Annotated in this window: 36 protein-coding genes and 1 riboswitch; of the genes, 13 read left to right on the top strand and 23 right to left on the bottom strand. The window is 41.9% G+C overall.

The genetic code is table 11. The features are described from left to right. Positions 1-547: 547 nt before the first annotated feature. From PFZ69_RS13660 to PFZ69_RS13650, 3 genes are all read right to left on the bottom strand, one after another. The gene (locus PFZ69_RS13660; protein ID WP_270181629.1) at positions 548-1,294 is read right to left on the bottom strand and encodes a YjbA family protein; all 747 of its coding nucleotides are present in this window, start codon (positions 1,292-1,294) and stop codon (positions 548-550) included. Positions 1,295-1,431: 137 nt separating this feature from the next. Next, positions 1,432-2,670 (bottom strand): beta-ketoacyl-ACP synthase II, encoded by a 1,239-nt coding sequence (fabF, locus tag PFZ69_RS13655; RefSeq protein ID WP_270181628.1) that lies wholly within the window; start codon positions 2,668-2,670, stop codon positions 1,432-1,434. Between the two features lie 37 nt (positions 2,671-2,707). Next, positions 2,708-3,646 carry a beta-ketoacyl-ACP synthase III gene (locus PFZ69_RS13650; protein WP_270181627.1) on the bottom strand — a complete coding sequence of 313 codons (939 nt, stop codon included), beginning with the start codon at positions 3,644-3,646 and terminating at the stop codon, positions 2,708-2,710. A 176-nt stretch (positions 3,647-3,822) separates the two neighbouring features. Between PFZ69_RS13650 and PFZ69_RS13645 the strand changes: the two genes are divergently transcribed. After that, the gene (locus PFZ69_RS13645) at positions 3,823-4,248 is read left to right on the top strand and encodes a YppG family protein (protein ID WP_270181626.1); all 426 of its coding nucleotides are present in this window, start codon (positions 3,823-3,825) and stop codon (positions 4,246-4,248) included. A 33-nt stretch (positions 4,249-4,281) separates the two neighbouring features. On the opposite strand, the gene PFZ69_RS13640 is transcribed toward PFZ69_RS13645, so the two are convergent. From PFZ69_RS13640 to PFZ69_RS13625, 4 genes are read right to left on the bottom strand one after another with little or no spacing between them, the layout of a single operon-like run. Then, complete coding sequence (locus PFZ69_RS13640; protein ID WP_270181625.1) at positions 4,282-4,425, bottom strand: hypothetical protein; 144 nt, start codon at positions 4,423-4,425, stop codon at positions 4,282-4,284. A gap of 13 nt (positions 4,426-4,438) precedes the next feature. Next, the gene (locus PFZ69_RS13635; protein WP_270182044.1) at positions 4,439-4,603 is read right to left on the bottom strand and encodes a ComZ family protein; all 165 of its coding nucleotides are present in this window, start codon (positions 4,601-4,603) and stop codon (positions 4,439-4,441) included. Between the two features lie 57 nt (positions 4,604-4,660). Then, on the bottom strand, positions 4,661-5,215 hold the full coding sequence (locus tag PFZ69_RS13630) for a DinB family protein (RefSeq protein ID WP_270181624.1): 555 nt from the start codon (positions 5,213-5,215) through the stop codon (positions 4,661-4,663). Positions 5,216-5,234: 19 nt separating this feature from the next. Further along, complete coding sequence (locus tag PFZ69_RS13625; protein WP_270181623.1) at positions 5,235-6,158, bottom strand: NAD-dependent epimerase/dehydratase family protein; 924 nt, start codon at positions 6,156-6,158, stop codon at positions 5,235-5,237. Between the two features lie 84 nt (positions 6,159-6,242). Here PFZ69_RS13625 and PFZ69_RS13620 point away from each other — a divergent pair, with 84 nt between their 5' ends. Then, complete coding sequence (locus PFZ69_RS13620; protein ID WP_270181622.1) at positions 6,243-7,430, top strand: NAD(P)/FAD-dependent oxidoreductase; 1,188 nt, start codon at positions 6,243-6,245, stop codon at positions 7,428-7,430. Between the two features lie 2 nt (positions 7,431-7,432). Here PFZ69_RS13620 and PFZ69_RS13615 read toward each other — a convergent pair whose 3' ends face one another. Continuing rightward, positions 7,433-8,158 carry a hypothetical protein gene (locus tag PFZ69_RS13615; protein WP_270181621.1) on the bottom strand — a complete coding sequence of 242 codons (726 nt, stop codon included), beginning with the start codon at positions 8,156-8,158 and terminating at the stop codon, positions 7,433-7,435. Positions 8,159-8,371: 213 nt separating this feature from the next. Between PFZ69_RS13615 and PFZ69_RS13610 the strand changes: the two genes are divergently transcribed. Beyond that, on the top strand, positions 8,372-8,836 hold the full coding sequence (locus PFZ69_RS13610; protein WP_270181620.1) for a TspO/MBR family protein: 465 nt from the start codon (positions 8,372-8,374) through the stop codon (positions 8,834-8,836). Positions 8,837-8,911: 75 nt separating this feature from the next. Continuing rightward, the gene (locus tag PFZ69_RS13605) at positions 8,912-9,091 is read left to right on the top strand and encodes a YjzD family protein (RefSeq protein WP_270181619.1); all 180 of its coding nucleotides are present in this window, start codon (positions 8,912-8,914) and stop codon (positions 9,089-9,091) included. A 29-nt stretch (positions 9,092-9,120) separates the two neighbouring features. Here PFZ69_RS13605 and PFZ69_RS13600 read toward each other — a convergent pair whose 3' ends face one another. Beyond that, complete coding sequence (locus PFZ69_RS13600) at positions 9,121-9,309, bottom strand: YjzC family protein (protein ID WP_270181618.1); 189 nt, start codon at positions 9,307-9,309, stop codon at positions 9,121-9,123. Between the two features lie 158 nt (positions 9,310-9,467). Here PFZ69_RS13600 and PFZ69_RS13595 point away from each other — a divergent pair, with 158 nt between their 5' ends. Continuing rightward, positions 9,468-10,280 (top strand): undecaprenyl-diphosphate phosphatase, encoded by an 813-nt coding sequence (locus tag PFZ69_RS13595; RefSeq protein ID WP_270181617.1) that lies wholly within the window; start codon positions 9,468-9,470, stop codon positions 10,278-10,280. A 32-nt stretch (positions 10,281-10,312) separates the two neighbouring features. On the opposite strand, the gene moaD is transcribed toward PFZ69_RS13595, so the two are convergent. Genes moaD through PFZ69_RS13575 form a run of 4 tightly spaced genes read right to left on the bottom strand, consistent with a single transcriptional unit; the run spans position 10,313 to position 12,740 of the window. Further along, a complete protein-coding gene (gene moaD, locus PFZ69_RS13590; RefSeq protein ID WP_270181616.1) occupies positions 10,313-10,549 on the bottom strand; it encodes a molybdopterin converting factor subunit 1 in 237 nt (78 codons plus the stop codon). After that, the gene (locus PFZ69_RS13585) at positions 10,542-11,006 is read right to left on the bottom strand and encodes a molybdenum cofactor biosynthesis protein MoaE (protein WP_270181615.1); all 465 of its coding nucleotides are present in this window, start codon (positions 11,004-11,006) and stop codon (positions 10,542-10,544) included. Before PFZ69_RS13585 ends, moaD begins: the two co-directional genes overlap by 8 nt. Further along, positions 10,993-11,496 (bottom strand): molybdopterin-guanine dinucleotide biosynthesis protein B, encoded by a 504-nt coding sequence (gene mobB / locus PFZ69_RS13580; protein ID WP_270181614.1) that lies wholly within the window; start codon positions 11,494-11,496, stop codon positions 10,993-10,995. The genes PFZ69_RS13585 and mobB overlap by 14 nt, the downstream gene beginning before the upstream one ends. Then, positions 11,493-12,740, bottom strand: a complete 1,248-nt coding sequence (locus tag PFZ69_RS13575; protein WP_270182043.1) for a molybdopterin molybdotransferase MoeA — start codon at positions 12,738-12,740, stop codon at positions 11,493-11,495. Before PFZ69_RS13575 ends, mobB begins: the two co-directional genes overlap by 4 nt. A gap of 146 nt (positions 12,741-12,886) precedes the next feature. On the opposite strand from PFZ69_RS13575, the gene PFZ69_RS13570 reads away from it, so the two are divergent. Beyond that, the gene (locus tag PFZ69_RS13570; protein ID WP_270181613.1) at positions 12,887-14,560 is read left to right on the top strand and encodes a LysM peptidoglycan-binding domain-containing protein; all 1,674 of its coding nucleotides are present in this window, start codon (positions 12,887-12,889) and stop codon (positions 14,558-14,560) included. Positions 14,561-14,599: 39 nt separating this feature from the next. Here PFZ69_RS13570 and PFZ69_RS13565 read toward each other — a convergent pair whose 3' ends face one another. The 3 genes from PFZ69_RS13565 to PFZ69_RS13555 form a co-directional block, all read right to left on the bottom strand. Next, on the bottom strand, positions 14,600-14,911 hold the full coding sequence (locus PFZ69_RS13565) for a metal-sulfur cluster assembly factor (RefSeq protein WP_270181612.1): 312 nt from the start codon (positions 14,909-14,911) through the stop codon (positions 14,600-14,602). Positions 14,912-14,989: 78 nt separating this feature from the next. Then, positions 14,990-15,757: an alpha/beta fold hydrolase gene (locus PFZ69_RS13560; RefSeq protein ID WP_270182042.1), complete on the bottom strand. Its 768-nt coding sequence runs from the start codon at positions 15,755-15,757 to the stop codon at positions 14,990-14,992. A gap of 117 nt (positions 15,758-15,874) precedes the next feature. Further along, positions 15,875-16,195, bottom strand: a complete 321-nt coding sequence (locus PFZ69_RS13555; protein WP_270181611.1) for a hypothetical protein — start codon at positions 16,193-16,195, stop codon at positions 15,875-15,877. 189 nt (positions 16,196-16,384) lie between these two features. Between PFZ69_RS13555 and PFZ69_RS13550 the strand changes: the two genes are divergently transcribed. The 3 genes from PFZ69_RS13550 to PFZ69_RS13540 all read left to right on the top strand — a co-directional run bounded on the left by PFZ69_RS13550 (position 16,385) and on the right by PFZ69_RS13540 (position 17,692). Then, positions 16,385-17,224 (top strand): Cof-type HAD-IIB family hydrolase, encoded by an 840-nt coding sequence (locus PFZ69_RS13550; protein WP_270181610.1) that lies wholly within the window; start codon positions 16,385-16,387, stop codon positions 17,222-17,224. A 102-nt stretch (positions 17,225-17,326) separates the two neighbouring features. Next, entirely contained in the window at positions 17,327-17,473 is a 147-nt protein-coding gene (locus PFZ69_RS13545; protein ID WP_270181609.1) for a hypothetical protein, read from the top strand. Continuing rightward, the gene (locus PFZ69_RS13540) at positions 17,474-17,692 is read left to right on the top strand and encodes a DUF3813 domain-containing protein (RefSeq protein WP_270181608.1); all 219 of its coding nucleotides are present in this window, start codon (positions 17,474-17,476) and stop codon (positions 17,690-17,692) included. Between the two features lie 37 nt (positions 17,693-17,729). Here PFZ69_RS13540 and PFZ69_RS13535 read toward each other — a convergent pair whose 3' ends face one another. Both PFZ69_RS13535 and PFZ69_RS13530 read right to left on the bottom strand, forming a co-directional pair. Beyond that, a complete protein-coding gene (locus PFZ69_RS13535) occupies positions 17,730-18,311 on the bottom strand; it encodes a GDSL-type esterase/lipase family protein (protein ID WP_270181607.1) in 582 nt (193 codons plus the stop codon). A gap of 33 nt (positions 18,312-18,344) precedes the next feature. Further along, positions 18,345-19,004 carry an adenine nucleotide alpha hydrolase gene (locus tag PFZ69_RS13530; RefSeq protein WP_270181606.1) on the bottom strand — a complete coding sequence of 220 codons (660 nt, stop codon included), beginning with the start codon at positions 19,002-19,004 and terminating at the stop codon, positions 18,345-18,347. Positions 19,005-19,149: 145 nt separating this feature from the next. On the opposite strand from PFZ69_RS13530, the gene PFZ69_RS13525 reads away from it, so the two are divergent. Together PFZ69_RS13525 and PFZ69_RS13520 are read left to right on the top strand one after the other, a co-directional pair. Continuing rightward, entirely contained in the window at positions 19,150-19,608 is a 459-nt protein-coding gene (locus PFZ69_RS13525) for a GNAT family N-acetyltransferase (protein WP_270181605.1), read from the top strand. Between the two features lie 61 nt (positions 19,609-19,669). Continuing rightward, the gene (locus PFZ69_RS13520) at positions 19,670-19,930 is read left to right on the top strand and encodes a NifU N-terminal domain-containing protein (protein WP_270181604.1); all 261 of its coding nucleotides are present in this window, start codon (positions 19,670-19,672) and stop codon (positions 19,928-19,930) included. A gap of 33 nt (positions 19,931-19,963) precedes the next feature. Here PFZ69_RS13520 and PFZ69_RS13515 read toward each other — a convergent pair whose 3' ends face one another. Then, positions 19,964-20,803, bottom strand: coding sequence for a YitT family protein (locus PFZ69_RS13515; protein ID WP_270181603.1), 840 nt, complete (start codon positions 20,801-20,803; stop codon positions 19,964-19,966). A gap of 235 nt (positions 20,804-21,038) precedes the next feature. Between PFZ69_RS13515 and PFZ69_RS13510 the strand changes: the two genes are divergently transcribed. Both PFZ69_RS13510 and PFZ69_RS13505 read left to right on the top strand, forming a co-directional pair. Next, entirely contained in the window at positions 21,039-21,893 is an 855-nt protein-coding gene (locus PFZ69_RS13510; protein WP_270181602.1) for a DegV family protein, read from the top strand. An 80-nt stretch (positions 21,894-21,973) separates the two neighbouring features. After that, positions 21,974-22,105 (top strand): DUF3941 domain-containing protein, encoded by a 132-nt coding sequence (locus PFZ69_RS13505; protein WP_270181601.1) that lies wholly within the window; start codon positions 21,974-21,976, stop codon positions 22,103-22,105. A 79-nt stretch (positions 22,106-22,184) separates the two neighbouring features. Here the strand turns inward: PFZ69_RS13505 and PFZ69_RS13500 are convergent, their stop codons facing one another. Genes PFZ69_RS13500 through tenA form a run of 4 tightly spaced genes read right to left on the bottom strand, consistent with a single transcriptional unit; the run spans position 22,185 to position 25,675 of the window. Then, the gene (locus PFZ69_RS13500) at positions 22,185-22,985 is read right to left on the bottom strand and encodes an energy-coupling factor transporter transmembrane component T family protein (RefSeq protein WP_270181600.1); all 801 of its coding nucleotides are present in this window, start codon (positions 22,983-22,985) and stop codon (positions 22,185-22,187) included. Continuing rightward, the gene (locus tag PFZ69_RS13495) at positions 22,969-24,396 is read right to left on the bottom strand and encodes an ABC transporter ATP-binding protein (RefSeq protein ID WP_270181599.1); all 1,428 of its coding nucleotides are present in this window, start codon (positions 24,394-24,396) and stop codon (positions 22,969-22,971) included. Before PFZ69_RS13495 ends, PFZ69_RS13500 begins: the two co-directional genes overlap by 17 nt. Positions 24,397-24,407: 11 nt before the next feature. Beyond that, the gene (locus PFZ69_RS13490; protein WP_270181598.1) at positions 24,408-24,986 is read right to left on the bottom strand and encodes an ECF transporter S component; all 579 of its coding nucleotides are present in this window, start codon (positions 24,984-24,986) and stop codon (positions 24,408-24,410) included. After that, positions 24,983-25,675 carry a thiaminase II gene (gene tenA, locus PFZ69_RS13485; RefSeq protein WP_270181597.1) on the bottom strand — a complete coding sequence of 231 codons (693 nt, stop codon included), beginning with the start codon at positions 25,673-25,675 and terminating at the stop codon, positions 24,983-24,985. Before tenA ends, PFZ69_RS13490 begins: the two co-directional genes overlap by 4 nt. Positions 25,676-25,791: 116 nt before the next feature. Further along, positions 25,792-25,894, bottom strand: a riboswitch (TPP riboswitch). Between the last annotated feature and the right edge of the window lie 14 nt (positions 25,895-25,908).

Here is a 25,908-nt window from a genome sequence, read left to right as displayed (position 1 = left end):
GATATTGGAAGCATTTCAATTGAACACGCTTTTTGTGTTCGGTTGAAATGGTGAAATATCAGAGTTTCTGCGAGCTGCAGCTAGACATGAAAGGCGGAGGTGGCCGGATAGGCTCGACAAGCGCTGGAACCATTGCGAATGAACACGCTTTTTGTATTCAATCGCAATGGTGAAGCGACTCGAGAGCCTGCAGCTAGACACGAAAGGCGGAAGTAAGCCGCTCAGAATTCCTTTTCGCAGATATATTCTCATTTTCGGATAAGTAGTACAATATCGCGGATAAATCAAAATTCCCGCGGATATCTAGAACCTTTTCGCGGATATCCATCATCTGGCAACTTGAATAGCCCTCTCCTATACCCGGAGAGGGCTATTTTATTGTCCAAAGTTCAATTTTATTAGCTAAATTCCTAATTTATTGTCCAAAACAGCTAGTTTATTAGCCAAAGTCTCATTTTATTGTCTAATAAGAGTAATACTTATTTCTACCCATACACCTCAGCATATCGAAACACAAAAAAAGACTGCCTCCCTGGCAGCCTTCTTCTTAATTCACATGTGTACCCTTCTCAAGCTCCCATATCTTTTCAAAATAGGGTTGGCCTTTGATAATTCGTTCGCAGATCTGTTCATGCTTAGGGGACCAGCCTGCTTTTACTTCACGATAAAGCCCTTCCCAGGCCTCGTCCATTTCCATATGTTGAATCGCCATGTATTTCTTTGGCTGGCATTCTGTTAACCAGTATCTGATTTCTGCTGAATTTCCAGTTGTGTAGAGCTGATCGAGTGCCATGAATAACAGCTGCTTAAGCTGACGTTCTTTCCTGGTCAAGCCTCTCATGACATCAGGACCTGGTGATAGAATGTGATGCTCTTTCACTGGGTTATCTGCTGTAAACGGATAGATCGTTGCTTCTACGTCCGCTACCATTTCGTAGACGGCTTTTTCTTGTCTTGGAATGACTCTGCTTTTTCGGATCGGGATTTTATATCCAAGCGTGTCAATGATGATTACGCCTCTTCCGTCAGTTGCAAGAAAACAATATTCTAATGGAGATCGCTCGTTATTTTTACGAATGTAGCTCTTCTGAAATACGTCACTAAGTAGACTTTCAGGAAGCTCTGCTAGGTCGTTCTCGATGTAGTGATATAAAAGTGATTCTACTTTAATGACTGGAACTTGATCTAATAACTCAATAAAGTCGTCTTTTCTCCATTCGTGAAAATCACAAACGTTATATCCGTTTTCTTCACCTTCAAACCAATTCACCCACACATCTCGCAAATATAACATTCGGTTACCCCTCACTTCGCTACTGTTTGTAAAATCAGTATAGTCAGGAGTAAGTCAAAATATTCCATGATGAGCATATTCTTAAGAAAAGAGTTTTATGACAAAGAAATACCCCCGGTTTCCCGGAGGTATCTTGTTTATTTTACAAATTTCTTGAAGATCAATGTTGCATTGTGTCCACCGAATCCAAGGGAGTTATTTAAGATCGCTTGTACATCTGATTTACGCGCTTTATTCGGCACATAATCGAGATCACAGTCTGGATCTGGTGTTTCATAATTGATTGTTGGAGGCAGGACGCCTTCTTCAATTGCCTTCGCACAGAAAATACTTTCTACTGCACCAGCAGCTCCTAATAAGTGGCCCGTCATAGACTTCGTAGAGCTTACTGCTAGCTTGTAAGCATGATCTCCAAACACCGATTTGATCGCTGCTGTTTCATACTTATCGTTATATTCCGTACTTGTACCGTGTGCGTTGATGTAGTCGATGTCTTCTGGCTTTAAGCCAGCATCTTCTATCGCTTGCTTCATCGATCTAGCACCGCCTTCACCTTCTGGTGCAGGTTGTGTGACGTGATAAGCATCTCCAGTAGAACCGTATCCAACGATTTCACCGTAGATTTTTGCACCACGAGCTTCAGCAGATTCTAGGCTTTCGATTACGAGAATTCCGGCACCTTCTCCGATAACGAAGCCGTTACGGTTCGCATCGAAAGGTCTGCTTGCTGAGCTAGGATCTGGGTTCGTTGATAAAGCCTTCATCGAACTGAAACCTGCAACGCTCATGTTCGTGATCGGTGCTTCAGATCCACCCGTGATCATGACATCTGCATCACCACGCTGAATGACTTTAAACGCATCTCCGATGGAGTTTGTTCCGGAGGCACATGCTGTCACAGTACATGAATTGATGCCTTTAGCGCCAAGCATGATCGATACTTGTCCTGATGCCATATCAGGAATCATCATCGGAACAAAGAATGGGCTGACGCGACGTGCACCTTTACTCATGAACGTACGGAACTGAGACTCGTATGTCTCCATTCCACCGATTCCTGAACCGATCCAAACGCCAACACGTTCAGCATTTTCGTCAGTGATCTTAAAGTTTGCATCTTCAACTGCCATTTGAGAGGCAGCTACAGCAAACTGTGTAAAACGGTCCATCTTTCTTGCTTCTTTTCTGTCCATGAACTGTTCTGGATCGAATTCAAGTGCTTCTGCTGAAACTTTCGCAGGAAATTCATTCACGTCCAAACGTTGTAGAGGGTTCACACCAGATACACCGTTTAAAACGTTAGTCCACGTTTCTGAAACAGAATTTCCTAAAGGTGAAATCGTTCCTAAACCAGTTATTACAACTCTTCTATTCATTTCAAACAACTCTCCTTTTCCAAAACTACAAGTTCACTTACTTACCTAATTTAAGTGCTACAGCACCCCAGGTCAATCCTCCGCCGAATCCAACGAGAACGACGATATCATCATCTTTTACACGACCTTCTTGAATCGCTTCAGAAAGTGCGATCGGAATTGTTGAAGAAGACGTGTTTCCATATTTCTTCACCGTCGTCGCCATGTTTTCCTCTGGTAATTCAAGCTTCTGACGAGCAGCTTCCATGATTCTGATGTTTGCCTGGTGCGGAATGAGGTAATCGACGTCTGCTTTTGTGAGACCTGCTTTGTCAATGACGTTAACTGCAGATTGTCCCATTTGCCTTACAGCAAACTTAAATACTTCTCTTCCGTTCATCTCCATAAATCCTTGTGGTTCTTGATATAAGTACTTTGAACCTGAACCATCTGAACCTAATTCAAAGGATAGAATTCCTCTTCCTTCAGAAACAGGACCGATTACGGCAGCTCCTGCACCATCACCGAATAGGACAGCCGTATTACGGTCTTCCCAGTTCGTGATTTTCGAAAGCTTTTCTACACCTACAACTAAGATATTCTTATATGTGTCATTATTAATAAATTGAGACGCTGTAATCATACCATACATAAATCCTGCACACGCAGCACTCACATCCATCGCTGCAGCTTTCGTTGCTCCTAGCTTATCTTGCAGGAGGCAGCCTACAGAAGGGAATGGAAAATCTGGTGTTACAGTAGCGACTAGAATAAGATCGAGATCTTCAGCTTTTATATTTGCATCTTCTAGAGCTTTAATAGATGCTTCATAAGCCATATCGGATGTACTCGTATTATCATCAGCAATTCTTCGCTCTTCGATTCCTGTTCTCGTGCGAATCCATTCGTCTGATGTGTCCACCATCTTTTCTAGATCATGGTTCGTTAAAATACGTTCTGGTACATAATGGCCAATACCCATTAAACCTGCATTCATATTAATTGCTCCTTTATAGGAAATTTTCTAACCCGGATTACCACCAATCTTTAGTAGCTGGTACTAATTTTAATTGAAACTCACCGATTTGTCTACACTATTGCTCGACCGTTTCAACACCAATCATGAGTTGCTACATAAAATAAACATAACGAATGAGTGAAGGAGGTCTATGGATGTATAATCCGTATCAACAGCCGTATCAACATCAGTACTACCCTCAACAGCAAGCTCCCTACCAGTCGTTTCAACAACCTATGGCTCCAGGATACCAACCATACTATTCCCAGCAATCTCCTGCCCCTCAACATTTTTCTGGGTATCCCGGAAGCTCGCCATATCCTAGTCAACCTGGTTACCATAGTCAATTTGGATATCAAGGGCCACCCGGTTATCATGGACACCCCGGCTTCCCTGGAGCACCGCCTTACCCTGGATATCCTGGAGGGCCTGGAGGATTTTTAAATAAGTATAAGAAACCTAATGGAAATTATGATATGCCTAAGATGATTAATTCTGCCAACCAGGTGATGAACACCTTCAAACAAGTTAGTCCGATGGTAAAACAGATGGGTTCTCTCATGAATTTATTTATTAAATAATGGAAAAGACGTGAATCATCACGTCTTTTCATGTTATTTAGAATACAACAGCAAGCTTCCCACCGTAACGACTAAAAGGACACCGGAAATGACCATAAGACCAAAACTTCCTATTAAGATCCCCAATAATAGTCCAATCAGCGGGATGAACCAGATCCAGTAAGATTTCTTGGTCATTTCGCTCTCTCCCTTATTCCTGTGCGTCCTGCTTTCCTAGCTCGTATGCATCTTCCATCGCTTTTAAGAATAGTTCGAGCAGCGGTTGCATCTTTTCTAGATCTAACTCGATATCTTGTTCGCTAAGAGACTGCTTCGCCTCTGGAAAATACTTCATTGCAATCTGCATAAATCTCATGTTTTGTTCCAATACATTCACCCCTATTATTCTTTCGCCTCATTAGGCTCGTTTCTATTATAACGACAAATAGGGTGTATTGAAATGCTCCCATTGTTCTCGCTGCCCCGAAACCATCTTAAGTACCATTGCAGCCTGTCCTCTATGGTAGGCTTCGTGATCGATGAGGTGGCTGATCACCCATTCGGGAGAATAAGCATGGACCTCACCGTTTATTTCAACCGGAGGACCAGGCTTCCGGTAATCGACATCCGATAAATTGTTATAAAATTTACGGCTCATCTCTCTCACTTCTGCGAGTCTTGCTAGAAACCAGGATAGCTCCTTATTCTCTGGTGCTGTAATCACCTGTTCTTCTTTAAAGTAAAACCGTTCCTTCTCATCCTTTGTTACTTCCTCACCCATCAGAGCATTCTTAACCCACCATAGTTCGATCTGTGCAATGTGAAGCAGGTAGCCAGCCACTGTTGGGAACTTTGAATAATGGTAATGAAGCTCTTGATCTTCAATTTTACTAACCATATAAAGCAATTTCTCTCTCGTTTCTTTCAGAGCCTTCATACCGTGTGAAGAATCATGAACATCATAATTTCCTAGCGTTTTTTCCAACATATCGATCGCCCCTTCCTACTCATTCAAGCTGCTGTGAATAATAATCAGGATAAAGCTGCTGTAATTTCATAAAGTGATTGCGCTGCTCTTCTAGCCCTTTTTCAATCGGGGTAAGTTTAGTGAACGAGAGCTTCTTGACACTTTCCTTATTCGACACAGTACAGGTTAATACTGAGCCTTTACGTACATCCACTTTATCTCCTATTAACCATTCGACTCCTTTTTGCCATTCTCCTTCTCTTCCACTAGACAGATTAAATGTTTCAGAGCGTTCCTTCCTCTCAGCTGCTTTCACTAGGGCTTCACATACGTCTTTTACATAAAGGGCGTCAAAATGAAACCTTTCTCCTTCTAACAAAAACGAGTTCGTCAGTGCTCCGGTTTGCAAATAATGTTGGAAAACATGACGATCACGTTGCCAAGGGCCATATACAAGAGGCAATCGTATCTTCTTTACGATCGTGATTTCATCAGAGCAATCAAGGACGACTTCTTCAGCTGCCTTTAACTTTCCTATTACAGTAGACGGATTCAAAGGTGTGCGTTCTGTAATCCTCCCATAGCGTCTCCCGAATACTTCAAACGAAGACGTGTAGATCAGCCGCTTTCCAGAACACGCAGAGAGCAGTTTTTTTGTTATCAACGTACCTTCTTCAAGAACTCGAGCAGATCGCTGCCCTTCAATATTAGAAGGAACACTCAGATGAAATACCGCATCGCATTCACTCACTAACGAATCGAGCGAAGCGTCGTCGATTCGTTCGTCTACAAACGTATAGTTTGCGTTTCTAGCGAAAAAAAGCTCTTTCTCGCTGTATTCAACTTTACGACTGTCGTCGACCTTTCCATCGACTGCCACAACTTCGATTCCTTCATCTAACAGTAATTCGCTCAAGTGAAACCCAATGAATCCAAGTGCACCGGTAATAAGCACTTTCTTCATATTCCTCATCCTCCAAACCTGAATAATTGACACAATCAGAACGCAGTCTAAGAAAACCAACTTAAAACGGAAGGAAAATGGACTATGGACCTTCACAATGGGAAACCATTTTGGCCAACATTACAACAGCATAAAACACTCTTTCCTAAGCTAAAATCTTCTATCTCATGTGATGTGTTGATCATCGGAGGCGGTATTGCGGGTACCATCATGGCTCGCATGCTTTCAGACTATCAATTGAAGACAGTGTTACTTGAAAAAGATGAAATCGGCTCTGGTAGTACTGCTGCTAACACAGGTTTATTGCAATTTTCGAATGATGAGTTTCTTGTTGACCTTATCGACTCCATCGGAGAAGAGAAAGCCGTTTATTTTTATAAACTTTGCTTAAAAGCCCTTGACGAACTCGATAAGTACCATTCCTACTTACCATCGCCTGCAGATTTCAATCGGGTGGACAGCCTTTACTATGCGAGTTCTGATCGACATGCTAAAAAACTTAAAAATGAGTTCGAAGCGTTACAAAAACACGGATTTGCTGCGGATTTTTTAGATCAACGAGCGATTGAGAGTCTATATTCCTTTCGTGCTCCATGTGGCATCTATACGAAAAATGAAGTGGAGGTCAACCCGTATAAATTTGCTCATGCTCTTGCAGCCCATTCACATGATCTAGGTGTTGATCTTTACGAACACACGGAAGTGTTATCACATAGATTTACTGACAACGAGCTTTATTTTGAGACAGAATATGGACAGGTCAAAGCGAAACACGTTATCTATGCAACAGGTTATGCAACTCAAGAGTTTGCAAAAACAAAAGGCGCTCTACTTGAGCGCACTTATACAATTGCGACTGAACCTATTGAAAGCTTTGATGGTTGGCACAATCGTTCTTTAATATGGGAAACCAATCGTCCTTACTACTACTTACGCACCACAGCAGACAGAAGAATTCTGATTGGAGGTCTCGATACCTCATTCAATAAGGAGGATATGCTAGAAACGACTAGTACGAAGTTGCTAGATAAGCTTCATTCGATGTTTCCAAACATCCAGACTTCGATCGCCAATGAATGGAGCTCCGTCTTTGCCTCTAGTAAAGATGGTTTGCCATTTATTGGACAACACCCAAAATACAAGGGCGTGTATTTCATGCTAGGATACGGAGGCAATGGAACCGTTTATAATATGGTGGCGGCTGACATCTTGAAGGACCTCATTCTGTACAACTACCACCCTGCGATGATGATCACTTCATTAAAACGGTAAGGTTAAAGACTACTTTCTTCCGACTGAAAAAACTGAACGATCTTTCTACCCAATGATTGATAACTATCACTTAACAATATTAGTTGTATTGGAGAGCCAGCAGTTTCTTGCAACTGCTCATACTTTCTGATCTGTTCGAGCGAGTAGGGACTTTTGATGGAATGATGCCATATCTTAACTGGACAACGAGCGATCGCAATTTCTTTCCCATCTAGAGTTTCTAATACATCTTCACGCTCGACTCCATATGCAAGACCGATTTCTTTTATCAATCGTTTATAAAACAATTTGTGCTTCTGTTCTTGCAAAATGAGATCTTTCACATTTAAACACGGATTCAAGTAAGCAGCTGAACGAATACGGCTGCTTTTATTATGTTGAAAGGCGTTTGCTGCAAGCACTCCCATTCCTTCAGCTAAAATATGAATTTTCCCATTTAAAATTTCCTGTTTATGAACGAGCTTATAAATCCGCTCTGCTAATCTAACAGCTTTATCTGAACCCCAGTGGCGCCGATATAAATTGCTCGTATAAACGGTATAGCCTGCATTCAGGAGTTCTTCAACGATACTCGCTCTTGTATAGTTTTGAAGCCAAAAACTTGTATCGGCATCAACAAAATGTGAGACGTCTCCGAAAATGAACACGCCGAATCCGTTAGGCTTTTCAGGGACAAGAACGATCGTCCACTCCCCGTCTAATCGATAGACTCGTTTACGAATACACATACTCTCCCCTCGCCCTTTTACATCTTTCTGTATACACTATGCAGGATAAGCTTAGAAGAAAGGGAGATGTGCCTATTTTATAGTCTTTTTCTATGGAGTGAACCACTATTTTCAAACGATGCCCCCTTACAACATCGTATGCCACCCCGAATCGATTCATGATAGAGCTTATTATTACAACAAAAAGGGTAAAAGGTTTGTGGTGGTGATAATATGAAAAAATCAACAGTAGTAGTATTTTTTGCTACATATGGATTATTTAGCCTTTCGGGGTTTCTGTTTCCTTACGACGCAGATTGGTACACCAGTCTTGCGAAACCTGAATGGACACCAAACGGAGCATTGATCGGTGGAATATGGGCAGTATTATTCGGTCTTATCTCCCTTTCCGTTGCTATCGTTTATCAGACGAACGGGTTTGGAAGACCAAATAGTGAATACCTTTCCCTCTTATCGATAAACTATTTATTGAACCAAGCGTTCAGCTTTTTTCAATTTCAACAGCATCAGCTGTTCACATCATTTCTCGATGCATTGTTTTTAGCATTAACATCCCTAGCTCTGATTTTTCTTGCCGGTAGACAGAACAAGCTTGCAGGCTGGCTACTCGTTCCGTATTTCTTATGGACGAGCTTTGCAACCTATCTTTCATGGATTATTTATGTCATGAATCGTTAAAATTGATAGGTGTCGAAAGCCTGTCTTTATGGTATGATGTTCGGTAGAATACGTTTACAAATGGGGTGAAATACTGTGCGCTATATCTGGGCAATTATTTGGGGATTCCTGCTTAGCAACATGATCTTCTACGTACTTGCATCCATGCAGGGCGGCCAATTCAATTTTGCGGCTGCAATTATCTTTGGGCTTATCATCTCAGCAGCTTCGATCGTTTTAGGTGATGGACTCATTACTGATTCAGCTGAACAATAGAAACAAGCGCCTGCCTGGCGCTTGTTTTTTTAGTGGTGTGGTTTTGGCTCACGTGCCCACTTACGATTTTGATTCGAACATTGAGGGAAAGCCTCACCAGCTTTGAGTTCAATCTGTTTAGGGTCTTTTACCATCGTTCCGGTTTCACCTATTTCAATATATACCCCATTGTTCGGAGCTTTTTGCCCTGGCGTATATTGACGATTTTCTCCACCCATCTGACAGCCTCCTTCCTCTTATTCACACCGCCCCCTTTAACAGCATTCAACACCGAATAGTTTTTTATGTAGAAACAAGGTCTTTACAAAACTGGAAAGCCTGGTGTTTAATGGATACATGTGTCAGATAGACGTTTAATTATTGGAGGAAAGAAATCATGGAATTGTGGGTACTTCTAAAGTACGCATTACTTGGACTGCTTCAAGGTTTCACGGAACCGATTCCAATCTCTTCGAGCGGTCACTTAGTTATTGCAAAAGAATATTTCAACTTAGAAACAAAGGGGTTAAGCTTTGAGGTTCTTATGAACTTCGCTTCTCTCATCGCAGTACTGATCATTTACCGACGTGACCTTATAAGGTTAACGACGAATGGCTTGAGTTACATGACGTCAAAGAACAAAGCCGCGAAAGACGACTTTATGTTCATCGTGTACTTGGTCATCGGTACGATTCCTGCTGCTGTACTCGGAATTCTGTTTGGTGACCTGATCGGTGAAAACTTAAGTCATTACAAAACGGTTGGCGTCACTCTCTTGATTACAGGTGTTGCGCTCTGGTTAATTAGAAACCTTCGTGGAGGAAAAGGCGATCAAGATCTTAACTTGAAGGATGCACTCATCGTTGGTTTCGCTCAAGCAATCGCACTTATTCCTGGAATCAGCCGCTCTGGAGCAACGATCGTTGCCGCAATGGGTGTTGGGATGAAGCAAGAGACTGCATTACGTTTCTCATTCTTGTTGTTCATTCCGGTTAGTGTAGGAACGATGGTCTTTGGTATCGGTGACATTCTAGCCGACCAGCGTCTACGTTTAGATGATCTGCTCATCCCGTATATCGTCGCTTTCCTGCTTTCCTTAATCGCTTCTTATTTCTCCTTAAAATGGTTCATGAATATCATGGCAAGAGGAAACCTCATTTATTTTGCGATCTACTGTTTTATTGCAGGTGCACTTGTACTTATTTTCTAAAACAAAAAACACCCAGTTCGGGTGTTTTTTTATTATCCTCCGCTAACTGGAGGAATAAATGCGATGACGTCATTCTTCTCCATTAAACGTTCCTCTTCTTCTTCATATTCCTCGTTGACCGCTGTCATTGTACGGTCAAGTGCTAAAGCAGGGTATTTCTCCTCTAAATAGGTCTTAACAGCGTGGATGTTCATCCCTTCACCATCAAACTCCAATTGATCTTTTCCCACTTTTTCTCGTTGATCTGCAAAAAACAATACCTTAATCATGCCGTTCCTCCTCTGGTCGACCGTTTGGATAAGAGGTTTGTTCGAGTTGATCACCGATCCACTCTTCCCCATCAACCCAGTATTCTTTCTTCCAAATAGGTACGATTTCTTTTATACGCTCAATCGCATACCGACTCGCTTCATAACTTTCTGCTCTATGTGGAGAAGCGACGGCGATGACGACGGCTATATCGCTAATCGCAAGCTTACCTGTTCGGTGGACGATCGATGTTTTTACACCAGGCCATCGATCAGAAATTTCACTCCCTATTCTACAAAGCTGCTTCTCTGCCATAGATGGATAAGCTTCATATTGTAAGGAGACAGTCTGTTTTTGACCAGTAAACTCACGAACAGTTCCAATAAACGTATTCACAGCACCTGACTCAGGGTGAATGACGCTTGAAACAACTTCATTAACGTCGATTTCTTGAGATGTGATTTTATAATACTCCATTTTGTAACTCCTCTAGTAAATGATCGATGCATTTATTGATATCTTGCACGTGATAGCTTTGAGTGTTAGGTAATTGCGACCCCTGTGTGACAATAGCTTTTATCATAGAACCAACGAGCAATCCATCATCACGATGGTCTCTTAGCATCACGACGCGTGGAAAGTGATGGCGTTTGTATCCTTCGATCATAATGAGGTCGAGCTCAAAAGAAGAATAAACGGATATGATTTTTTCAAGCTCCCACTCCTTTTCGTTCATAGCATTGATCGACAAAAGCCCATCTCCACTTACACCTGTTACAACTGCTCCTGCATGTCGGTGTCGGCCGGTGTCCTTTTTACGATCATATACGTCCGGCTTTCCATGACCGTGGTGTTTGATGACGCCTATCTTTAGCCCTCGGTTCTTTGCTTCTTTAATGAAGGTTTCAATAAAAAGCGTTTTACCACTGTTTTGGTACCCAACGACTTGTAAAATCGCAGCACTCATGAGTGGCTGGATCCTCCCTCACGAAGATGGAGGATTTCGACTACATCTCCTGCTTTAAACCCTCGTGTCCCACCAGGGAGAACGGTAAGCGCGTTTGCTTCAGCAAGCGATGTGACGCTACCGGATTTATCTAAACCGGTTGGTTTCACATGGACGGTTCCTTCTACTTCTTCTGTTTTACTGCGAACAAACCTTGTAAAAGGGTTCGGTTTAGGGAAATCCTTTTGTAGCACTGCTTTGCTTCTTAGACGGTATGGTGTATTCGAAAGAAGTGCTCGCTTAAGAATCGGTCTTACGAACAGTTCGAATCCAACGAAACAAGCTGAAGGATTTCCAGATAGTCCGAATAAAATTTTCCCGTTCCACTCGGCAACCGTCGTTACGCTGCCGGGTCTCATGCCTACTTTATTAAAGAGAACCGTCGCTCCTAACTTCTCATAGATAGCCGGTAAATAATCATAGTCCCCTACAGATACTCCGCCTGTTGTTATAAGAATATCAACTTCTTCAAGAGCTCTCTTCACGGAAGAGAAACATTTCTCAAAGTCATCTTCTAGCACCCCAAAATATGTTGGTAGCCCGCCTGCAGCTTTGATCTGTCCTTCGACCATCGGGGCGTTGCTGTTTCTGATTTTTCCAGGCTGTAATGCTTCATTCGGATCAAGGAGCTCAGTACCCGTTGCATAAATCCCTACTTCAGGCTTTTTTACTACCGGTACGTCTGCATAACCGAACGTAGCGAGTAGTGCTTTAACACCAGGAGATATGACTGTTCCACGTTCTAAAAGTACTTCTCCCTTTGATGCATCTTCACCTTGTTTAGATATGTTATCGCCTTTGTTAACGTTTCGCTTTATGTAAATGTACGGGGCATCTTCACGAACGAGTTCGAACATGATCACTGCTGTAGCACCGTTCGGTATCGGTGCACCCGTCATGATTCGAATTGCTTCGCCACGATTAAGAGTTTTCTTCGCAACTGTTCCTGCACCGATCTCTTCGACCACTTTTAATCGAACAGGATTTTCCTGACTCGCTTCATTGGTATCCTCAGCTCGAATGGCAAAACCATCGTAGGGAGAGCGATCGAACGGAGGCACATCATGATCTGCCTTTAAATCAACACCTAGATGCCTTGCGTCACTCTCAGAAAGGGGGACCGTCTCAATTTGACTTTCGTAAGATAAAGCCATGACTTTTTCTATGGCATCTTGTACTGGTAGTGGTTTTCTTCTTTCAACCATCTTGATCTCCACTCCTTTATTATCAATTGATTTCATTGTAACAAAGAACTCATCCATCCATTGGAATAAACGTTGAATGATTGCCCATCGAACTGAATAGAGTGATAGTGATGCTACTTATATGTGAATGGAAAGGAGTGATGAATATGCCTGAGAGCCACTATATGGTTAAGCCCGGCGATACGTTGTTGTCGATTGCTGATTCTCATAATCGGCCCGTGAGTGAAATTAAAGAACGTAACGGACTTCCTTCGAACATCATTTACGTCGGACAGATGCTCCGGATTCCTACAGATTCTACGCCGTATGAAGTCCAAAGAGGAGACACACTTTTAACAATCGCCGATCGATTCAGCGTCCCTGTCGACGAAATCAAGCAAGAAAACCAGCTACGAACCAATATTATTTATGTTGGTCAGCAGCTTGACATTCCTGAAGGACGCAGCCGCTCATACCGATTGGATTATACGGTGAAAGCTGGAGATAGCCTCTACCAGATTGCGAACGAATACAATACGACGGTGAAAAGTCTCCTTACATTAAATAACCTTGAAGCGGATTCATTGACCATTGGCCAAAAGTTGAAGATTCCTATGTATACCGAAGTTGTTACACGAACTGATCGTGCAAATGTAAGAACGGGACCTGGGAAAGGGTATAACGTCATTACTCAAATGCGTTCTGGCGCAAGACTTGCTGTTAATGGGATTCGTGACAATTGGTACAAAGTTGAGCTTTATGATGGGACGGAAGGTTGGATTTCTGATGGTGTCGTTGAGTTTAAAGTGTATGGCGATGATAAGCCAGTCTCTCGTATCATAGGCTATTATACACTTGAAGAAGGTCCTCAGCTTCCTTCTTCTTATAAATCGTTTGTGTCTCATCGGCCTTCCCTATCTCAACTCGCGCTGTTTCTGTTTCGAATCAGTCAGGAAAACCCAACGAAGATAGAAAAGTTTGGTAAGTTCACAGATAAAGAAATCGCTAAACTCGTGCAGCTCGCTCATGAGCAAAACATTAAGATCATGCCCGTCGTTCATAATCTTCTATATAAAAAGGGAGATACTGAACCGAGTAAAAAAGTGGTTCAGAAGCTCGTTTCCAGCGAAGAAAATAGAAGAGCTTTTGCGCTAAATCTCGTAAAGCTTGTGGAAAAATATAACTTTGATGGTGTTGACATCGATATTGAAGATGTGTACATCGAAGACTCAGAAAAGCTTTCACTTCTTTATAAAACGATTGGAGAGGAGATGAATAAGAAAGGCTACTTCTTCTCAGCGAGCGTACCTTCACGCGCATCTGACGAACCTGCAAATCCATTCTCTGACCCGTTTGATTATGCGGAGATCGGAAGTGCTGTTGACCAATTTATCGTTATGCTGTATAACGAATTCGGATGGCCAGGAAGTCCTGCTGGACCTGCGGTAACTGCAGGATGGATGGATAAAGTGATGAAGTATGCGAAAACGAGAATTCCTCCTGAAAAACTCGTGGCTGCAGTTTCTGTATTTGGATTTGACTTTAATCTTGATAAAGATAAAAGCACTTATGTAACGTATGATATGGCAATGAAATTAAAGAAGAAATATAATGCAGAATTAAAGTTTGATGAGGAGCGTAAAACGCCTTACTTCACATATACGGACGATGAAGGGAATAAGCATGAGGTGTGGTTTGAAAACGAAGAAAGCATCAGGGCGAAGATTAATCTCGCAGACCAACTCGGCATTCAAGGAGTAGCGCTTTGGAGACTCGGCATGGAGGATCCGGCGATGTGGACGATGGTCAGCGATGAAGTCGTTGTAGAAAGAACTGAATAAATAAAGGAAGAGGGTGAGCCCTCTTCCTTCTTCATGTTATCACGTAATGCCAAGTGCAATCTTAGCATAACGGGACATTTTGTCTTTTGTCCAAGGTGGATTCCACACGATATCAACCTCTGCGTCATTCACTTCTTCAACATCTGAAAGACAACGTTTTACGTCGTTGACAATCGTACCTGCTAGTGGGCATCCCATTGCAGTCAACGTCATCGTAACGTGCGCATTGCCTTCTTCATCTAAATCTACATCGTAGACGAGACCTAGATTTACAATATCGATTCCAAGCTCAGGGTCGATTACGTTCTCAAGAGCTTCGAGCAATTTATCTTTCGTTGCTTGATCTGCCATCTTCATTCTCCTTTCATACGTCATCCACATACTATTATAACAAACTGAGTTTTAACTTAAACCGAAAAGCACTTATTGCTACAAATGAGTTTTAAACCACTCCACTAATTCGAGCACAGCTTCGCGCGAAACTTTATGACCAGAAGTTTCATCTTTTACAAACTTTAAGTTTTGCTCGTTGCCCTCGTAATGCGTTTTAATTTGATGATAGAAATCATACGTAAGGGTGTAAGGCACTACTTTGTCCACTGTACTATGCCACATCAATAGAGGGCGACCACGCAATGTTTCTTCTTTTAGAGAAAGATCATATTCTTGCAGTCCTTCGATCTGTCTCTTCATCTCTTCTTCAGAAATCGGGAGACTGAACCCTTCTTCTTTCAAATAATGAATCTGTGCATTTGCTAACTTAAAATAGGAAGGTGATCCCATCAATGAAACAGCTGCTTTAATCCAGGAGTACTGTGTCAAAGCACCAAAGGTAAGGATTCCTCCCATGGATGTGCCTGACATACCGATTCTCTCTTCTTGTACGAGGTTTCGGCTAATTAGATGCTGCCTTATGTAATCGAGTTCATTCAAACTCTGAATGACAATATCCCAAAATACATACTGCCTCTTTTCTTCTGAGAGGTTTTTTTCACGTTCTCCGTGATGGACAGCATCAGGAAGTACGACCCTGAATCCTTCCTCAGCTAACAAGTATGCAATGTGGAGATTGTGTTCCTTTGCACTTGTAAAACCGTGCTGAAACATCACGAGAGGCAGCTTCTCTTTAGAGAGATTCGCATCGACTATATGTAACACTGGGATATTTTCCATCAACTCATTTTGTATCGTAATCATGTACATAGCCCCTTTATCGTTCATCTCTATTAATCCTACCATTCAAGGAAAGTATTAGTAAATTTTTTGCTCCATTTTCAAAAAAAAACACGCAGGCATTTGCCTGCATGTTCAATCTTATTTATTGAGTTGCTTTTCGTTGCTCTCTTCTACCGATTTCATGTTTTCAAGTTTGTTGTAGTACTGCGTAGGAAACTGGGACCCTTCATAAACCATCTTGCTATCTCCACTATCGTATGCTTTATCTGGAGGCGTTGGATTTCCTGCTTTTTCAACAGGAAGACCATCACTGAATTTTTTGGATACTTGATGGCGAATATCTTTGGCTTTCGTTTTCAACTTTGCTCTCTTCTCCTTATCTTTCAATAAGTAAGAAGAAATGCCGATTGTACTAGCTGCTGCAATACTTGAAAGAAGTAACGTTTGTTTTTTCGTCATAATCGACTGCACCTCCAATAAAATGTTAGTAATGGTTTACCCTCGTAATTCTATTCTCAAACAGGCATACCCTTCTTTTTAATTTATTGTAAATTTTGTAATATAGTTAGACACTTGTTTTGGAGCGATGTACAATATTCAGTATAGCCAGAAAGGCTTAAACTAACGACACTTTTCAAAGGAGCTTCTATGACAACAAAACCGCATCTTATCGCCATTGATCTTGATGGAACGTTGTTAAACGGAGAGAAAAACATTTCTGAACGCTCAAAAGCGGCGATCCGCGAAGCACGAAACCAAGGACATCACGTTGCCATCGCAACGGGAAGACCGTATCGAGCTAGCGCCCGCTATTACGATGAGCTTTCACTCGATAGCCCGATGATTAACTTTAATGGTGCATTTGTTCATCACCCGCTCGATTCATCATTCGGTACGTATCACACACCGCTTGATCTCAAGACTGCGCATTCGATCGTTTCTTCTTGCAATGAAATAAAGGTGAAAAATATTATGGCAGAAGTAATCGACGATGTATATCTTCATCAGCATGATGATCAAATCATTCAAAATATGATAATGAATGAGTCCTCCATCGTTACTGGAGAGATTCTTAAGAACTTAAATCATGATCCAACGTCTCTTCTGATTCTGCCTCACGATGAGCAGCTCACACAGCTTAGAGAAACGTTACACACTCATCATGCAGAAGCAATTGAGCATCGTGTTTGGGGAGCACCGTGGAACGTGATCGAAATCGTACGCATAGGACTTAACAAAGCGGTTGGCCTAAAGCGACTTGCCGAACACTTCAATGTTCCTCAAGAGCGCGTTATCGCATTCGGCGATGAAGATAACGATCTTGAGATGATCGAATATGCCGGGACAGGTGTTGCCATGGGCAATGCAATCGATCAACTTAAAAATATTGCGAATGAAATCACCGTAACAAATGAAGAAGACGGAATCGCGGTCTATCTAGAAGAACGTCTTAACTTATCTTCACACCGTACAGGACAGCTTTTATAAAAGCTGTCTTTTTTTATGCTCTATATCACGAAATCACGCAGGTGATGACTGCATAATTACTACAAAAAGGACTCATCCTAGTGACAAAGGGAGGGATTTCTTTTGGGTAAGAACAGCAAACAAAAGCAAAGAATGGCAAGAGCAGGAGCAGATCGAGCGGTTGCACATGACGACCCGCGTGATCTGACGAGCATGAGCAGTCAGGAACGTAAAAAGGTAGAACAAGAACGTCTATCGGGTGGTGAGTAAATGGGCAACCGATACTTTCAACTTGCTAGAGAAGCCGTTGAAAACGCTGAGCAGCTTGCATCAAGCGGTCAACAAGGTCTCCAGCAGCAAATCGAAGTAGCCAAAAACAATTTATCTGCTGCTTTCCATCAATCGACATCAGCAGAGAAAGAACAGCTTACTGCATACCAACAAACCATTCAAGAACTTAGTCAAGAATCTTCCAACAAACCCTTTTAAAAGCAAAAAGAACCCGGCTGCTGCCGGGTTTTCTTCGTTAAAATAATTTCAGCGCTCTCCTAAAAGAAGATCGAACGCCTAGTGCTTTATACAGTTCACTCGTTAACAGCTTATATCCTTTCCTGTTTAACTGAACACCGTCTTTCTCATACAGGGATTCCTGCGCTTTGTGTTCTTTCATGATCGACCATAGATCGATGTGTTTCGTATTAAACTTTTGTGAAAGGGACTTAATCTTATCTGCGTATCCTTCGATCTTATGATTGGTCACAGAAGCGTTCTCCTCTGCTCGAATCGGTGAAGGCGATATCAGAATGACGCGCTCTCTCGGCAAATTGTTCAGCATATACCCGATGTTTTTCTCATATTCGAGGAGATTACTTTCCTTATTTATGCAAGCTTCCTGTGTTCCAAAAAAGATCGTGACAAAATCAGGCTGATAGCTTAATACATCTGTTTGAAATCGTGAAACTCCTTCTCGAGTCGTTGAAGAAGAACCAGCATTGATCACGATCCATTCCTCTAATTCGTTTCTTATGAGAGATGTAAGCCGTTCATTTCCTTTCTCATCAACTTCCCTTGCTGTTAAACAGTCCCCAAAACAGACGAGTACTGGCAATGATACCGCCCCTTTCTTTATTGATTTTTAATCTTACTCCCCTTGAAGTCGTGCAGTTATGTATGGATCGTTGTCGATCATGCCTTCAATTGAAAACGAAACGGCATTTGCAAAGATTGGTCCATCATATACAAACGTATGAAATTCCCCATTTTCACCGCAAGGATCAACTTCATCACACAAACTAGAAAGAAAGGTGTGATCGAAAGGTCTCCCTATCCAAATGGGATCGATCTTCGTATGATCTACTGTAGTGATAACCGCTTTAAATCCGCTCTCTATAAAACGTTCTGCCGTATCTATGGTTGAATTTCGCCATAAAGGGAACACCCCCATTAGGCCACTTTTCTTTAAAAGCTGTTCCCGATAGTTTCGGATCTCTTCTACATATAGATCAGCGTATGCAATCCCTTCGATTCCCCTAAGGATAAACCGCTCGAAGGATTGCTTCATGATCATTTCATACTGGTTGTTTGAACAATTATCTGGTAGATTTGTAATCGTTAGTGGAAGTTGTAGCGCTTCGGCCTGTTTCTTTAGTAAATTCACCGTTACCCCATGAAAAGAGATCATTTCTTTTGGAGCAGTGATCGTGGTCCACAGGCCATCAAGATGGATCTTTTCATTTGTCATGATGTCATAAAGAGCTAATGCGCTATCTTTTCCAGAACTCCAAGAAAAAAGAAGATTCATTCGTCATTCTCCTTTCCTCTATATAGACGAATGAGAATGCCATAATGTTTCAATTATTTAGAAATTATTAGAAATAATATTAATTTACTTTAACAAGGGTTCTTCCATGAAAGAGTCGAAACAATTACACGGAGGTGGAGCGGGAATGAACGTTTACCAGTTGTCTAGCCAAGTCGAGGATGATGTGATCGAAAAAGTAGCGAAACTACTCATGAAGCAGATCACGCATGCCGATCGCGAAGGAAGTTATGAGAAATTAATCAAAGGAGCAAAACTTGCGATAAGCGAAGATACGGCTTCTAGAATCGTTGTTGCAGAAGATGATAACGAGATACTTGGCGTTGCGTTTTTTAATATGGGAGTGAGTGTCGCAAATGGCGGTCCTTACTTATGGTTGAATGAATTATTCGTGGATCCAGAAGCAAGAAATCAGGGTATCGGTCGAAGGCTTTTATTACATGTGATCTACTGGGCTGAACGCGAAGGAATCACGGGCATTGAACTTGAAACCGGGATAAATAATGCTGTTACGAAACATCTTTATAATTCACTTGGGTTTCACGATATTATTTCTAAGCGATATGGTTTCACTTTCTCGTCATAATTGATTTATGCTAAGAGAGAATTTTGGTACACTAGTAGAAGTTAAGAAAAGGAGGCTTATTATGCAATTACGAGTAGATCATACACCAAACCCAAATGCGATTAAAATCACAGCTGACAAGAACCTTTTTGAAGGCTCATCCAGTCATTCTTTTAAGAAGAATGACACTCCTGATCATCCAGTAGCTGCTGAACTACTGAAGTTAGATGGTGTCGACAATGTATTTGGCTATCAAGATTTCATCACGATCAACAAAATGCCTGAGGCAGAATGGGACAGCTTGCTCCCAGAAGTAAAAGAAATCATTACGAATAACGCATAAAGAAATTCCCCGGGACATCCCGGGGAATTTTATTTAGTGGTCTTTTCGGAAAAACCCAAAAATACCTGCAGTATTGACAATGTTCGTAAACGCATGAGGGTCGATATCATTGATGATATGTTCGAGATCATAAAGTTCATAACGTGTAACGACCATCATAAGCATTTCTTTATCTTCGCCTCGATATGCGCCTTTCGCAGGAAGCTTTGTAATTCCTCGTACAAGCCTGTCATGGATTGCTTTTTGCAGCTCATTCCCTTTAGAAGTGACGATCATCGCCGTTAGTTTTTCATGACGAGTATGGATGACATCGATCACACGAGAAGAAACATACAAGGTAACGAGCGTATAGAGTGCTTTCTCCCAACCATACAGCATACCTGCTGTTAAAATGATCAAAGCATTCAAACTAAAAAAGTAAGTACCGATCGGACGGTCATTCATTCTAGAAAGAATCATAGCGACGATATCCATTCCCCCGGTTGAAGCACCCCACTTTAACGTAAAGCCGATTCCGATCGCGGCGAGTGCTCCTCCGAATACTGCGTTAAGAAGAATGTCTTCTGAGAGAGCTTGAACAGGAATTATTTCAAGAAACAATGTTGTAAGGCCAACACTGATCAAACTGTATAGCGTAAACGCTTTTCCTACCTTCTTCCAACCTAGAATGCCAACAGGAATATTTAATAAGAATAGCAAGATACCCGTTGAGATATGGATCGGCGTATAATCGTTCAACACGCTCGAAATCAACTGGGCAAGACCGGTAAAACCACTAGCATATACGTTTGCTGGGATGAGAAATAAATTTAGTGATACTGCTCCTAGAATTGCTCCTAATAAGATAATAATTATTTTCTTTACTTCTTCCATGTTAACACCCTTTTCTGTAACTGCCTCTTCTTGATGAAAAAGGACGATTGATTTTATTTCATTAGCAAGATTTATTGTAAGGCTTTCGGCACAGTTCGACAACATCAAATTTAAGTGTTATTCAAGTAAAGCCGATCAAGCACTTACTTTACGATATAATCATTGATTTTAAACGATTCTAGGGATAAACTTTAAGAAACTAGCCTGTATCATAATTATGAAAGGACGGTTCTTAATGAGTGTACAAATCATTACAGATAGTGCCTCTGATCTTCCAGAGGAGTTAGTGCAAAAGCACAACCTCGAAATCATGCCTCTCATTGTTATTTTAGAAGAGAAAGAGTATTTCGACCGAGAACAGATCAAATCGAAAGAGCTATACACTGCGTTACGAGATGGAAAATTAGCGAAGACCTCTCAAATCCCTCCGGCTCGCATCAAAGAAACATTTACAAAGTTCGCGAAAGAAGGTCAGCCGTTCATCTATATCGGCCTCTCATCAGGTATATCTGGAACGTACCAATCTGCAGCCGTAATCAAAAATGAAGTCCAAGAAGAATACCCTGATGTCAAAATGGAAGTCGTTGACTCAAGAGGCGCATCTCTTGGATACGGGCTGATGGCGATCCACGCTTCAGAACTTTCAGCACAAGGAAAGAACGTTGAAGAGATACTCGAAAGCCTTAACGAATCATACATCGACCATATGGAACACATCTTTACTGTAGATGATCTCGACTTCCTACAAAGAGGTGGCAGAGTGAGTAAAGCATCTGCTTTCTTTGGCGGCATGTTAAAAATAAAGCCGATCCTCCATGTGGAAGATGGAAAACTCGTTCCGATCGAAAAAGTCCGTGGAAAGAGCAAGGTGTACAAGCGGATGGTTGAAATCATGGAAGAACGCGGTGTGAACCTTCAATCTCAGGTGATCGGTATCTCACATGGTGATGACCTTGAAAGTGCTGAAAAACTAAAAGAAGCGATTCAAGAAAAGTACGGCGGACAAGACTTCATCATCACTGAAGTTGGTGCCACGATCGGTTCTCACTCAGGCCCAGGTACACTTGCCTTATTTTTCCTAAATAAGTAAATTGTATGCTACATAGTATCTCCTTCAACTGTGTACCCTAAAAGTAGTGATTTAAACTATGGGTCCAGGGAGGGAATATCGTGCCTAATACGACAGACAATAATAAAAAGCCAGTGGATCATAATGCGAAGCGAATGCTGAAAAATGATCAAAAAGAAATAAACCGTGAAAAAGGGAAACATCAGTATTCAAAGAGCAGTGATCATCTATAAAAATCAAGCAGGCTGAACGATCAGCCTGCTTTTTTTGATCAAAAAAACAAAACTGCCTATTGCTCGGCAGTTTTGTTTTTCAGTCTGAATTTCTCACATCTGTAATTTCATATGTGGGGACTTCTAACCCTAACCAGACCATCGTCACTACTCCTAGGACGATGTACAGAACAAACAGTCCATCGAATTTTGATAAACGGGTCTCATAATAATACGTTCGTTTTCCATTGTGGAACTGCTTCGATTCCATCGCCACTGCTATTCGATGCGCTCTCCGAATACTTTGGGATAAAAGCGGTACAGCATACAACGTGATGGATTGCGTAATCCTCTTCCACCCTTTCTCTTTCTTTACTCCACGAACTAACAGCGCATTCTTAAGCTGTTGAAACTCTTCCACCATCATCGGTAGGATTCGAACTGCCGCCATAAAGCTATATGCAAACCGAGGCGGGACTTTCAGCTGCTGAGTCAATGAGTAAAATAGCAGGACAGGTCTTGTCGTAAGAGCAAAGATCAAACCGAGCAATGCAAAGTTAAGTGCTCGGAATCCAATATGAAGACCTCTGTAAAAGCTCTCTTCCGTAATATGAATGAGTCCCCACTTCCACCACGTCGTCGTACCCTGTCCAAAAAAGATCATGCTTGATGAGCTAGATACAAACAAAAGAAGAAACGGAATCATCAAGATTAACAATAGCTTTCTTTTATGTCCTGTAAAGAACGCCACAAGAATGAGCGGGAGCAGCGTTACATACGTGATGATGTTCGGATTATGAATAAACAACAGCCCTAAAAACAAGAAAAGAAAAAAGACGAGCTTAAAGGCAGGATTCATGCGATGTAACCACGTTTCATTGTAATCAAGAGTCAACTGCATGAACGACAGCCTCCTCTCCTCGATTCACGTTACGATCAGATACCCTTCTCCCTTTCGAGATGATCCACTCTCTCGTCGCGTACGTTTCTACGATATTTGGGTCATGAGTAACCATCATGATGGTGATCCCTTTTGACCGTAAATCCTCGAAATACTCCAGTAGTTTAAAGGTATTCTTTGCATCCTGTCCAAAGGTTGGCTCGTCTAACAATAGGATCCGTTGGTTTCCAAACAATGCCGTTCCAACACTCAGCTTGCGCTTTTGTCCTGTCGAGAGCTGATAAGGATGCTGATGTTGATGGTTTAACAACTCATAGTTCTGAAGCCAGGTCGTGACTCGATTCTGAACGTCCTCAGACATCGAATATGCTAACTCATCATATACCGAATTCGTAACAAATTGAAATTCTGGATTTTGAAATACAAACGCTAGTTTTTCTCTAGCTTCTTTTATAGAGTGCAACGCTTTACCGTCAACATGTACATCTCCCGTTGTTTTCAACACTTGCATGATACTAAGGAGAAGAGAACTTTTCCCGGCTCCATTCTCGCCAGTGATGACGATCCACTCACCTTCATGGATCACGGCTTCAGGAAGTTCTACAAGACACTTCTTCCCTTTGAAGCCTTTTAAATCCTCAATGGTCATAACAGAGAGGGCGTTTTTCGTCTCCCTTTTCAAGCCATGCTCGTGTTCTTTCCAAATACCAGGGTACCAAATTCCGAATTCCTTCATCTTATGTTTATAAAAAGAAAGAATCGTTTCAGGATCACTATCTGCAAGTATTGTTCCGCTATCGTCGAAAAGAACAACGCGATCTACAAAATCGATGACATGATCAACTTTATGTTCTACGATTACCATCGTTTGATCGTCATCGATCTTCTTTATCGTCTCCCATACGTCCTTCGTCCCTTCAGGATCTAGAAGAGCGGTAGGCTCATCCAAGTAAAGGACATCTGGTTCTAAAGATAAAACGGATGCAATAGCAAGCCTTTGCTTCATTCCTTGAGAGAGCGTAGCGATTTCAACATGAGGATCATCAAAATGTAACCCAACCTTATCGAGGTACGTATTGATCAATCCCTTCATCTCGCTTCTAGGGATAGCACGGTTCTCTAAAACAAAAGCCATTTCCTCATCAACGTAAGGCATACAAAATTGTGCGTCAGGATCTTGAAACACATACCCTGTCGATTCAGGAATCATCTTCTCTTCCACTTTCATTGGGACTGGTACTGCCGCTGGGATGAGTCCGGATAATACTTGAAGCAACGTTGATTTTCCACAGCCACTAGGTCCTAGTAAAAGCACCTTTTCCCCTTTTTCGATATGAAGTGTAAGGTCATTAAAAAGGAGCTCAGATGCTCCTGCATATTTCACTCTAAGATTCGTCACTCCTACTCTCATAAGCTGCCTCCTTACTTATCCAATGCTTTGAAGTCCTCATGACTAGCAGGTCTTACAAGGCTTGTCACCCCTGTTTTTTCAAGAGCTTCCACAAGGAAGTAAGCAAAGATTCCGGCAATCAGTATACCACCAAGAACTCGAGCTGAGATCAATAATAGCAAGTTCCACAGTGCGAGATCTAAAATGTAACCATAAGCTACATCCATGATCAAGGAACCTGCAGCTGCTGCAATTCCACTAAGAGCAGCTACAAATGCCGTGTAGCGCTTATATCTAAACAGCGCAAAGACAAGTTCAGTTCCAAGACCTTGAACGATTCCATATAGAAGAACAGAGAGACCATACTCTGAGCCGACTAGGAATTCACCTGAAGCCGCTGCAGTTTCGGCAAGCAGTGCTACACCTGGCTTTCGTAAGATCAACATTGCGACTGTTCCTGCTATAAACCACATGCCATATACGATGTCCCCAACATGTAGGCCAAATGGTTTTACAAGGTTATAAACGGGGCCCCAGAGTTTATAAATGATACCAAAAACAAGTGCGATGACAATGGTGATCAGAATATCTGAAAGTTTCAACCTTTTCATATCCGCTCTTCCTCCAGGATTGGAACAGGCCACTGTTCAATCGTATATGCCATCTCCCAAAAACCATACTCAAGTTGACAGCTTTGAATATAAAGGTCTCTCATCCTCTTAAGCTCAGCCTCCGTAGCTGATTTAGCTCGTTCGTCTACAATTTCCCTAAGCTGATCTGTTACGGACACCATCTCTTTTTCACCGTAAAATGTAATCCAATCATAAAATGGATGATCTTTCCTTGGAGAAAGGTCTTCAATCAGTCGCTGTCCGATCTCTTGATACGTCCATGGACAAGGAAGTAGAGCGGCAGCAATATCACCTAATGATCCAGAATGAGCTGCATCGAGCATGTGTCTCGTATAATGATGGGCAGTTGGGGCGAGCGGAAATCCTTGCAATTCATCGTACGTCACGCCTGCCACGTTACAGAAGTTCGTATGAGGGTGAACTTCACTGTTTAAAACAAATGAGATTTGTTCATTGAAGAATTCCATCTCCTCTCTCTTTTCACATTTCGATAGTGCAATCCCATAAATACGAGCAAACGTATTCAAGTACTCGAAATCCTGCTTCACATAATGAATAAGCTGCTCTTTTCCCAACTTTCCTTCAGCGATGCCCCTCACGAACGGATGTTGGTAAATGGCCTCAAAAATTGGTTCTGCTTCTCTTCTAATTTGATCAGTAAACAACATAAAAAACTCCTTTCCGCTTATCATCCGCCTGATGAAGAGGAAAGGAGCTCACATGCACGAACATCAACATTTTTGAAGCAAAACAAAAACCGCTCCAAAAATGGAGCGGTTGCGTTATGCATCCGTCTCCACTTTCCTCCGCTGGCGCTAACCAGATCAGGTTCAAAGGGTCCAGGTTTTCCTGTCTCAGTCATGTGAATGACTCCCCTAGTGGACTATAAGCATTTCATATT

It is taken from the genome of Alkalihalobacillus sp. CinArs1 (assembly GCF_947387515.1).
GTDB lineage: Bacteria > Bacillota > Bacilli > Bacillales > Guptibacillaceae > Guptibacillus.
This window is presented reverse-complemented; position numbering and strand designations above follow the sequence as displayed.

What these genes read in the sequence shown, in the direction of transcription:
- PFZ69_RS13660 (WP_270181629.1), bottom strand. Translation starts at nt 1,294, where the DNA reads ATGTTATATTTGCGAGATGTGTGGGTGAATTGGTTTGAAGGTGAAGAA.
- fabF (WP_270181628.1), bottom strand. Translation starts at nt 2,670, where the DNA reads ATGAATAGAAGAGTTGTAATAACTGGTTTAGGAACGATTTCACCTTTA.
- PFZ69_RS13650 (WP_270181627.1), bottom strand. Translation starts at nt 3,646, where the DNA reads ATGAATGCAGGTTTAATGGGTATTGGCCATTATGTACCAGAACGTATT.
- PFZ69_RS13645 (WP_270181626.1), top strand. Translation starts at nt 3,823, where the DNA reads ATGTATAATCCGTATCAACAGCCGTATCAACATCAGTACTACCCTCAA.
- PFZ69_RS13640 (WP_270181625.1), bottom strand. Translation starts at nt 4,425, where the DNA reads ATGACCAAGAAATCTTACTGGATCTGGTTCATCCCGCTGATTGGACTA.
- PFZ69_RS13635 (WP_270182044.1), bottom strand. Translation starts at nt 4,603, where the DNA reads ATGAGATTTATGCAGATTGCAATGAAGTATTTTCCAGAGGCGAAGCAG.
- PFZ69_RS13630 (WP_270181624.1), bottom strand. Translation starts at nt 5,215, where the DNA reads ATGTTGGAAAAAACGCTAGGAAATTATGATGTTCATGATTCTTCACAC.
- PFZ69_RS13625 (WP_270181623.1), bottom strand. Translation starts at nt 6,158, where the DNA reads ATGAAGAAAGTGCTTATTACCGGTGCACTTGGATTCATTGGGTTTCAC.
- PFZ69_RS13620 (WP_270181622.1), top strand. Translation starts at nt 6,243, where the DNA reads ATGGACCTTCACAATGGGAAACCATTTTGGCCAACATTACAACAGCAT.
- PFZ69_RS13615 (WP_270181621.1), bottom strand. Translation starts at nt 8,158, where the DNA reads ATGTGTATTCGTAAACGAGTCTATCGATTAGACGGGGAGTGGACGATC.
- PFZ69_RS13610 (WP_270181620.1), top strand. Translation starts at nt 8,372, where the DNA reads ATGAAAAAATCAACAGTAGTAGTATTTTTTGCTACATATGGATTATTT.
- PFZ69_RS13600 (WP_270181618.1), bottom strand. Translation starts at nt 9,309, where the DNA reads ATGGGTGGAGAAAATCGTCAATATACGCCAGGGCAAAAAGCTCCGAAC.
- PFZ69_RS13595 (WP_270181617.1), top strand. Translation starts at nt 9,468, where the DNA reads ATGGAATTGTGGGTACTTCTAAAGTACGCATTACTTGGACTGCTTCAA.
- moaD (WP_270181616.1), bottom strand. Translation starts at nt 10,549, where the DNA reads ATGATTAAGGTATTGTTTTTTGCAGATCAACGAGAAAAAGTGGGAAAA.
- PFZ69_RS13585 (WP_270181615.1), bottom strand. Translation starts at nt 11,006, where the DNA reads ATGGAGTATTATAAAATCACATCTCAAGAAATCGACGTTAATGAAGTT.
- mobB (WP_270181614.1), bottom strand. Translation starts at nt 11,496, where the DNA reads ATGAGTGCTGCGATTTTACAAGTCGTTGGGTACCAAAACAGTGGTAAA.
- PFZ69_RS13575 (WP_270182043.1), bottom strand. Translation starts at nt 12,740, where the DNA reads ATGGTTGAAAGAAGAAAACCACTACCAGTACAAGATGCCATAGAAAAA.
- PFZ69_RS13570 (WP_270181613.1), top strand. Translation starts at nt 12,887, where the DNA reads ATGCCTGAGAGCCACTATATGGTTAAGCCCGGCGATACGTTGTTGTCG.
- PFZ69_RS13565 (WP_270181612.1), bottom strand. Translation starts at nt 14,911, where the DNA reads ATGGCAGATCAAGCAACGAAAGATAAATTGCTCGAAGCTCTTGAGAAC.
- PFZ69_RS13560 (WP_270182042.1), bottom strand. Translation starts at nt 15,757, where the DNA reads ATGATTACGATACAAAATGAGTTGATGGAAAATATCCCAGTGTTACAT.
- PFZ69_RS13555 (WP_270181611.1), bottom strand. Translation starts at nt 16,195, where the DNA reads ATGACGAAAAAACAAACGTTACTTCTTTCAAGTATTGCAGCAGCTAGT.
- PFZ69_RS13550 (WP_270181610.1), top strand. Translation starts at nt 16,385, where the DNA reads ATGACAACAAAACCGCATCTTATCGCCATTGATCTTGATGGAACGTTG.
- PFZ69_RS13540 (WP_270181608.1), top strand. Translation starts at nt 17,474, where the DNA reads ATGGGCAACCGATACTTTCAACTTGCTAGAGAAGCCGTTGAAAACGCT.
- PFZ69_RS13530 (WP_270181606.1), bottom strand. Translation starts at nt 19,004, where the DNA reads ATGAATCTTCTTTTTTCTTGGAGTTCTGGAAAAGATAGCGCATTAGCT.
- PFZ69_RS13525 (WP_270181605.1), top strand. Translation starts at nt 19,150, where the DNA reads ATGAACGTTTACCAGTTGTCTAGCCAAGTCGAGGATGATGTGATCGAA.
- PFZ69_RS13520 (WP_270181604.1), top strand. Translation starts at nt 19,670, where the DNA reads ATGCAATTACGAGTAGATCATACACCAAACCCAAATGCGATTAAAATC.
- PFZ69_RS13515 (WP_270181603.1), bottom strand. Translation starts at nt 20,803, where the DNA reads ATGGAAGAAGTAAAGAAAATAATTATTATCTTATTAGGAGCAATTCTA.
- PFZ69_RS13510 (WP_270181602.1), top strand. Translation starts at nt 21,039, where the DNA reads ATGAGTGTACAAATCATTACAGATAGTGCCTCTGATCTTCCAGAGGAG.
- PFZ69_RS13500 (WP_270181600.1), bottom strand. Translation starts at nt 22,985, where the DNA reads ATGCAGTTGACTCTTGATTACAATGAAACGTGGTTACATCGCATGAAT.
- PFZ69_RS13495 (WP_270181599.1), bottom strand. Translation starts at nt 24,396, where the DNA reads ATGAGAGTAGGAGTGACGAATCTTAGAGTGAAATATGCAGGAGCATCT.
- PFZ69_RS13490 (WP_270181598.1), bottom strand. Translation starts at nt 24,986, where the DNA reads ATGAAAAGGTTGAAACTTTCAGATATTCTGATCACCATTGTCATCGCA.
- tenA (WP_270181597.1), bottom strand. Translation starts at nt 25,675, where the DNA reads ATGTTGTTTACTGATCAAATTAGAAGAGAAGCAGAACCAATTTTTGAG.